This is a genomic window from Candidatus Beckwithbacteria bacterium (assembly GCA_012797845.1).
Taxonomy (GTDB): Bacteria; Patescibacteriota; Microgenomatia; order UBA1400; family UBA1449; genus JAAZOH01.
In genome coordinates this window covers 1-6,318 of record JAAZOH010000030.1, presented here as the reverse complement: position 1 = coordinate 6,318, position 6,318 = coordinate 1, and the positions used below count along the sequence as shown (strand labels likewise).

7 protein-coding genes are annotated in these 6,318 nt (G+C 37.5%); all 7 read right to left on the bottom strand.

Going from position 1 to position 6,318, the window contains the following annotated elements:
• Positions 1-763 (bottom strand): cell division protein FtsZ (ftsZ, locus tag GYA49_03915; GenBank protein NMC36165.1); only part of this gene is annotated, 763 nt, incomplete at its 3' end.
• A gap of 75 nt (positions 764-838) precedes the next feature.
• Positions 839-2,146, bottom strand: a complete 1,308-nt coding sequence (ftsA, locus tag GYA49_03910; protein ID NMC36164.1) for a cell division protein FtsA — start codon at positions 2,144-2,146, stop codon at positions 839-841.
• Positions 2,147-2,239: 93 nt separating this feature from the next.
• A complete protein-coding gene (locus GYA49_03905) occupies positions 2,240-2,596 on the bottom strand; it encodes a hypothetical protein (GenBank protein NMC36163.1) in 357 nt (118 codons plus the stop codon).
• Positions 2,597-2,652: 56 nt separating this feature from the next.
• Entirely contained in the window at positions 2,653-3,441 is a 789-nt protein-coding gene (locus GYA49_03900) for a hypothetical protein (protein ID NMC36162.1), read from the bottom strand.
• Positions 3,442-3,443: 2 nt separating this feature from the next.
• Complete coding sequence (locus GYA49_03895; protein NMC36161.1) at positions 3,444-4,541, bottom strand: UDP-N-acetylglucosamine--N-acetylmuramyl-(pentapeptide) pyrophosphoryl-undecaprenol N-acetylglucosamine transferase; 1,098 nt, start codon at positions 4,539-4,541, stop codon at positions 3,444-3,446.
• Positions 4,541-5,674, bottom strand: a complete 1,134-nt coding sequence (gene ftsW, locus GYA49_03890) for a putative lipid II flippase FtsW (protein ID NMC36160.1) — start codon at positions 5,672-5,674, stop codon at positions 4,541-4,543. Before ftsW ends, GYA49_03895 begins: the two co-directional genes overlap by 1 nt.
• The coding region (locus GYA49_03885) for a hypothetical protein (GenBank protein NMC36159.1) at positions 5,664-6,318 on the bottom strand (655 nt) is incomplete at its 5' end. The genes GYA49_03885 and ftsW, both read right to left, overlap by 11 nt.

The following is a 6,318-nucleotide window of genomic DNA, read 5'->3' as shown; positions in this document are numbered from 1 at the left end:
GCAGGGATGTTGGCGTTGGCGCAGGCGCTGAAGATCCAGCTGCTTTGGCAGCTTTATCATCACCAGTTGCTGAACCAATTCCCATCAAAGCTGTTCCTGAGCTAGTCATAATAGTTCGCACGTCAGCAAAATCAACATTGATTAAACCTGGAGTAGTAATCAGATCCGAAATACCTTGCACTCCTTCTCCTAAAACCGAATCAGAGATTTTAAAGGCATCTTCTAAACGCATGCCAATATCAATAGTTTCCAGCAAGCGTTGATTGGGAATAACAATCAGAGTATCAACTCGATCTCTTAGTTCTTCAATGCCGTCATCAGCCACTACCATCCGCCTGGTACCCTCAAATAAAAATGGCTTAGTAACTACTGCAACAGTTAAAGCCCCAGTTTTTCTAGCTATATCAGCTACTACTGGCGTAGCTCCAGTACCGGTTCCTCCACCCATCCCACAAGCTAAAAAGACCATATCTGAATCGGCCAGCAGTTCTTCAAGTTGTTGATGTGATTCTTCAGCTGCTTTTTTGCCAACTTCCGGATTAGATCCAGAACCTAGGCCTTTAGTCAGTTTTTCGCCAATTTGTAGTTTTATGGGAGAATGATTGGTTAGGAGCGCTTGAGCATCAGTATTAATTGCAATAAAATCAACTCCTTGAACACTTTGGTTCACCAACATGGAATTGATCACATTACCACCACCTCCGCCAATACCTACTACCTTTATTCTGGCAAATGTATTTGCGTCGGGTTTTACTAGAGCCATAGCGTTTTATCTTGGGAGCAGGTGAGATCTTAGCTTGTAAATGCAGCTAGATAATAGTCTAAAATTACCAATCTTTCAAGGGAGAAAAGACTTGATAAAATCCATTGCCTTGTGAGCTAAACCTTTACCAGGGAATTTTTCAATAATATTTCCAAAAGATGGCATTGACATTCGTCCACCCATACCAGATATGGCATTATTTTGAGCATACATAATCAGCCCCTGAGTGGTCGCAAACACCGGAGTACTAATATCATCAATTAGCCCTGAGAGCTGGGTTTTAGTTTTTTGACTGCCATCAAGCACTCCAATCCGCACTGGCATAGCCAAAGTTCGTTTGCAGGCCTGATCAATACCCACAGTCAATGCTCCACCTCCTGCTAGTACCACTCCAGCTGGAGTGGCTGCCTGATAACCAGCTTTTTTAAGTTCATCTCCCACCATGGAAAAAATTTCCGTCAATCTGGGTCGAATAATGCCTTCAACCATAGTTTTATATGAAGGTTTGTTGAGCTCATCACCTACTCCAAGCTTGATTGGATCAAGAATATCAGTGCTTTCATCAGGATTTTTCAAAAGCTTATCTTTTTCATTACTTGATAGGGCTAATTTGATTTTCTCAGCTTGTTCTAGACTCACTCTCATACCAATGGCTAAATCATTAGTAATATGCCTAGCTCCCACTGGTAAAACAGCCGAATAGGAAAGAGCCCCTTCGACATAGACTGCTAAACTAGTAGTTCCGGCTCCAATATCAACTAAACAAACCCCAAGCTCTTTCTCAGTTTCGGTCAAAACTGCCTCCGCTGAAGCAAGTCCAGTAAACACTAAGCCGGAAACAGTAATTCCAATTTCAGTAATACACTTAGCTAAATTACGCATGGCCGTGGTAGCTCCAGAGATAATGTGCGCTTCAACTTCGAGGCGAATTCCAGTCATTGATAAGGGGTCTTTGATACCTGGTTGAGAATCAACAATAAAGTCTCTAGGAATCACATGTAAAATTTCTCTTGAGGAAGGTAAGGACACAGCTCGAGCTGCCTCAACTACTCGCACTACATCATCTTCACTAATTTCTTCACCTGGATTAGAAACTGCTACTACGCCTTTAGAATTTTGAGATTGGATGTGATTACCAGAGATTGAAACATAAGCATCAGTTATCGAAAAACCAGCCATTCGCTCAGATGCTTCTACACTTTTTGTAATAGCTTCAATAGTTTCTTCAATATCAACTACTTGGCTCTTACGAATTCCACGGCTTTCAACTGTAGCTACTCCAACTACTCGAAGTTTATCACTCTCTTCATCCTGAGAAACAATCACTGTCGTGATTTTAGAAGTACCAACATCGATACCAGCAAAAATTTTGCCTCTGGCCATTGTTTCTTATTTTAAACTATTTAGGTTCAAAATTGCTACAGGTAATTATCAAGGAAAATATATCAAATTTGAAACTTAATTGAAACCATGAAGTCATTTGTCATTTTTAGCTTTTTCTATCGCAATTTGCTCTTCAAGCTTTCTTTCAACCCAAACAATACTCGCTTCTGCCTCAACTCGATTAGTACTTGGTGGCTCTTCTTGGGGTGACCTAGCAATTCTTTCAAGTGCCGTAATCTCATCGGCCACTGCTTGCTCTGCATCTGGACGACTCATGCCTTGCTCAACTTTATCTGCAACTAAATCATCATGTCTTTCTTTGTCTGTTTGCTTCATAGCTGCCTCAACACCCTGTCTCCTACTTGCTGTTAAAGAAACTGGAACACCAGTCTTACGTAACCTAACATTTCTAGCAACTGTAGCAGGTAAAGAATCTGGTCCAAAAATCATAGTTTTTTGTAATTTTCAAATCACAAGTATGCATTTAGTAATACTACCAGTATAGCTTATTTTATCACTGGATTGTCAAATCGTAAGTCAATATTTTTTATGTTCTGCTCTCCTTGATCAGCGTGATCTAAAATAAACAGCAAACTATCAACCTGAGAAAGTACATCTTTATTACCAGAAAAAATCACGGTTTTTTGTGAAAAAAGCTGAACCTCCAAATGATCCTGATCAACTATTTGAATTTGTTTAACTGGTAGTAACGATTCTTCAAGAGTTTGACTAATAGTTAGAGCAGTAACAATAGCAGGACTAACTAAAGAAGCTCCAAGACTAATGCGTTCTTTGCTTTCAATTAGCGGCAGCTTGGGATCATAGGCCTCAAGATAGGCCTTAAAATTTTTATCAACAAAAAAATATTTACCCTGACCGTCTAAAATCATAGCTACTGGTTCCCGCAAGGCAATGTGTACTTCTAGATTTCCGGGTAATTTTTTCAAAGTAGTTATAGCTGTTATTTGCGGAAAGTTGTGCAGCAAGTCACGCTTTAATCCTTCTTGATCAAATTGCAACAGATTTTGGCCCTTATAATGCTCAAGCTGAGTTATAATTTTTTGGTTGCAAGGCAATTTTTGATTAAAGCAAATAATACTGTGAATGCTAAATAAATTACTTTGAGTTGCAATCAAAAGATCGGTGGTGGTGGTAAGTAAAACCAGTCCTATTATTAATTTAAGCTTGCTGGTTCGAAATATTTTCTTAACATTAAGTTTCCGTAAGGTTAACAGTATTGGCAATTTTCGTTTATAAGGCGAATTTCGTTTTTTGGCAGCTTTGGCAAAGACCATACTTAAGACAGGATAGTGCTAATATCATTGGTAATTATTTTCATGGGATCACTATTTGTTATCTCTTTTTTAAATTTATTAATTTTATCAACATCTTTTTTAATAGAGATTGTTTTTTTAATAGCCATAAGCAATGATTTTGTATCAGTTTCTTTTTGAGGCAAAATTTGCGCTAGTCCCAAGGAAACAAGTAGTTGGGCATTTTTTTCTTGCTCATTGCCAGAACCAAAAGGCAAAGGAATAGCCAGTAATTTTTTTTCTAAGGTTAAGATCTCATAAACTGTATGAGCCCCACTCCGACCAATGATCAAGTCTGCAGTTTTCATAAGACTATTAAATTCTTGAGAATATGCTAAAACTTGATAGCTACTCTGTTTCTGGGGATCTAGTTTTTCTCTGACTAATAATTGTCTTTCAAAATCCCGAGTTTTGCTATTAGCGCCAGTTATATGAATCAGCTTGTAGTTTAGAAGTAGTTTTTCTAGACTTTGATTAATTAAATTATTGATAAAATGAGAGCCTTGTTTGCCCCCAACAATTAGAAGTAATGGCTTATTTGATGTATTAAAGTTTTGTAAAATTGCAGCTTTTTTCTGATTTTGAACTTTTATTGGCATGCCAATAAGTTTGGTTTTTGAATTTTTCTGTAAATTTGGGTTTGGCCAAACTAAATACAGCTTTTTAAAAAATGGTAATAAAAAGCTATTGGCTTTTCCAAGAACACAGGTATGCTCATAGCCAAAAACTGGAATGCCTAAAATCCAAGCCGCTAGCGCTACTGGAACTGCCAAATAACCCCCAAAGGTAAAAACTAAGCTTGGTCTAGCAACAGCTATAAAATAATACAAAGAGTAAAAAGTTGCCCAAATAGTTTTAAAAAGGGCCAAAATATTACCGCGATAGATTTTGCCAGCTTTTAATTCAATAAATGCTATCCCAGCTGCCTGTATATCTTGAAATTCTTGCGAAGGGTGAGTATCACCTTTCATGGAGTATTTATGACCAAACCAAATAACATTATAGCCCTTAGCTTTTAAATCTTGAGCAATAAGCAAGGCTGAATTATGGTGACCGCCAGAAAAAATAATGGTTTTTGACATTACTGCGTTTGTTTTGAAATATTTAATAAAATCCCCACACTAGCCAATGCTACCACTAAAGAGGTACCTCCATAAGACATAAATGGTAAAGGAATTCCGGTCAAAGGCACTAGTGAAACCATCGAAGCCAGATTTACAAAAGTTTGAGCTCCCAACCAAGTCGTTAGACCAGTAGCAATAAGTCTACCAAAGATATCCGGCGCTTTTTGAGCAATCGAAAAACCTTTCCAGATAATAAGCATAAAAACTCCGATCAAAAGGCTGGAACCAATAAAACCAGTTTCTTCACCCACAATTGCAAAAATCGAATCACTAGTTGCTTCTGGTAAGTATTGATATTTTTGTTTGGATTGGCCAATTCCTAAACCAGTAAAACCACCCGATCCCAAAGATAATAAAACCTGCTGCACATGATAAGAACTACCCAATGGATCACTATGAGGATTAAGAAAAGTTAGCAGTCGTTGTTTCCGATATGGAGAGGTAAAAATAAGTAGCAAGCCAATAAACAGCGCTACCGTACTAGCCATAGCAAATTTGGCCACATTAGCTCCTGCCACATAATAAACTATAAAAGCAGTCGCAATCAAAACAATTGAAGTGCCTAGATCAGGTTCCAAAATCACCAATCCTAAAATAAAACCAATTAAGGCAAAAAACTGACTTAAATGGCGGGGTTTTTCCAGCCAAGTTGCTAGATATAGCACTAACACTGTTTTAAAAGTTTCAGTAGGCTGAAAAGTAGAAATACCTAAGTCTATCCAGCGCCTAGCTCCCTTGATTGATAAACCAATCCCTGGAACTAAAACTAACAGCAGCAAAAAAATATTAGCCACAAAAAGAGTAGTGATAATTTTTTTGTACCAGTGGTAATCAATATGTCCAGCTAGAATTAAACCAATCCAACCAATAATAAAGTAAGCCCCTTGATATTTTAAATAATAAAATTTATCTCCGAACTGCTCATTAGCTTCAACAATTGAAGCATCAAAAACCATAATTAAACCAAAAACTGTTAAAGCCAAAACTGCAAATAGTAAAAAAAAGTCAGCATGTTTCTGACTTCTAGTTTTTAATTCTCCTAAAACTGATAATAAGCCATTAGCTTTATTGTTTCTTTTTTTATTTCTCATGGCTGCTTTGTAAATAAGGTTCCACTAATTGATTAAATTGCCTACCTCGATCAAATTCATTTTCAAACATCCCAAAAGAAGTAAAGCCCGGTGATAGTAAAACAATATCTCCTGGCTGGGCATTTACAAGCGCTACTTCAACGGCTTTTTTAAAATCAGTAAAAATACCTAGATCAACTTCACCACCTTTTTCTCCTAAGGCTTCACACAAATCTTGTCGAAAAGTTTTGGTAGCGGTTCCAGCCAAAAAAACTATTTTTTTAATACGCTTTGCAGCTGTGTCAAGCAAGCCCTGATATGGCAACCCTTTACTATTACCACCAGCAATCCAGATAATTTTCTTTTCAGGAAATGACTTTAAAGCAATCTCGGCAGCAGTTGGGGTCGTAGCTGTAGTATCATTCACTACTCCTATATCATTAAAACAACCAATTGTTTGGAGTCGAAAAGCAACTCCGGCAAAATTTTCCAAACTTTGCCTCACTGTTTGGCTATTTAATTCCAATAATTTTGCTAGTTCATAAGCGGCTGCTAGGTTTGACCGATTATGGTCTCCGGTTACTTTAAGTTTCCAATCAACTGGCAAATTATGCCGAGAAAAATAATGAACCTGAGCCCTGCCTTCTTTTTTAAAATAATCCATT

Excerpts from the sequence above, each read along its gene's own strand:
- ftsA (NMC36164.1), bottom strand. The coding sequence starts at position 2,146 with ATGGCCAGAGGCAAAATTTTTGCTGGTATCGATGTTGGTACTTCTAAA.
- GYA49_03905 (NMC36163.1), bottom strand. The coding sequence starts at position 2,596 with ATGATTTTTGGACCAGATTCTTTACCTGCTACAGTTGCTAGAAATGTT.
- GYA49_03900 (NMC36162.1), bottom strand. The coding sequence starts at position 3,441 with ATGGTCTTTGCCAAAGCTGCCAAAAAACGAAATTCGCCTTATAAACGA.
- GYA49_03895 (NMC36161.1), bottom strand. The coding sequence starts at position 4,541 with ATGTCAAAAACCATTATTTTTTCTGGCGGTCACCATAATTCAGCCTTG.
- ftsW (NMC36160.1), bottom strand. The coding sequence starts at position 5,674 with ATGAGAAATAAAAAAAGAAACAATAAAGCTAATGGCTTATTATCAGTT.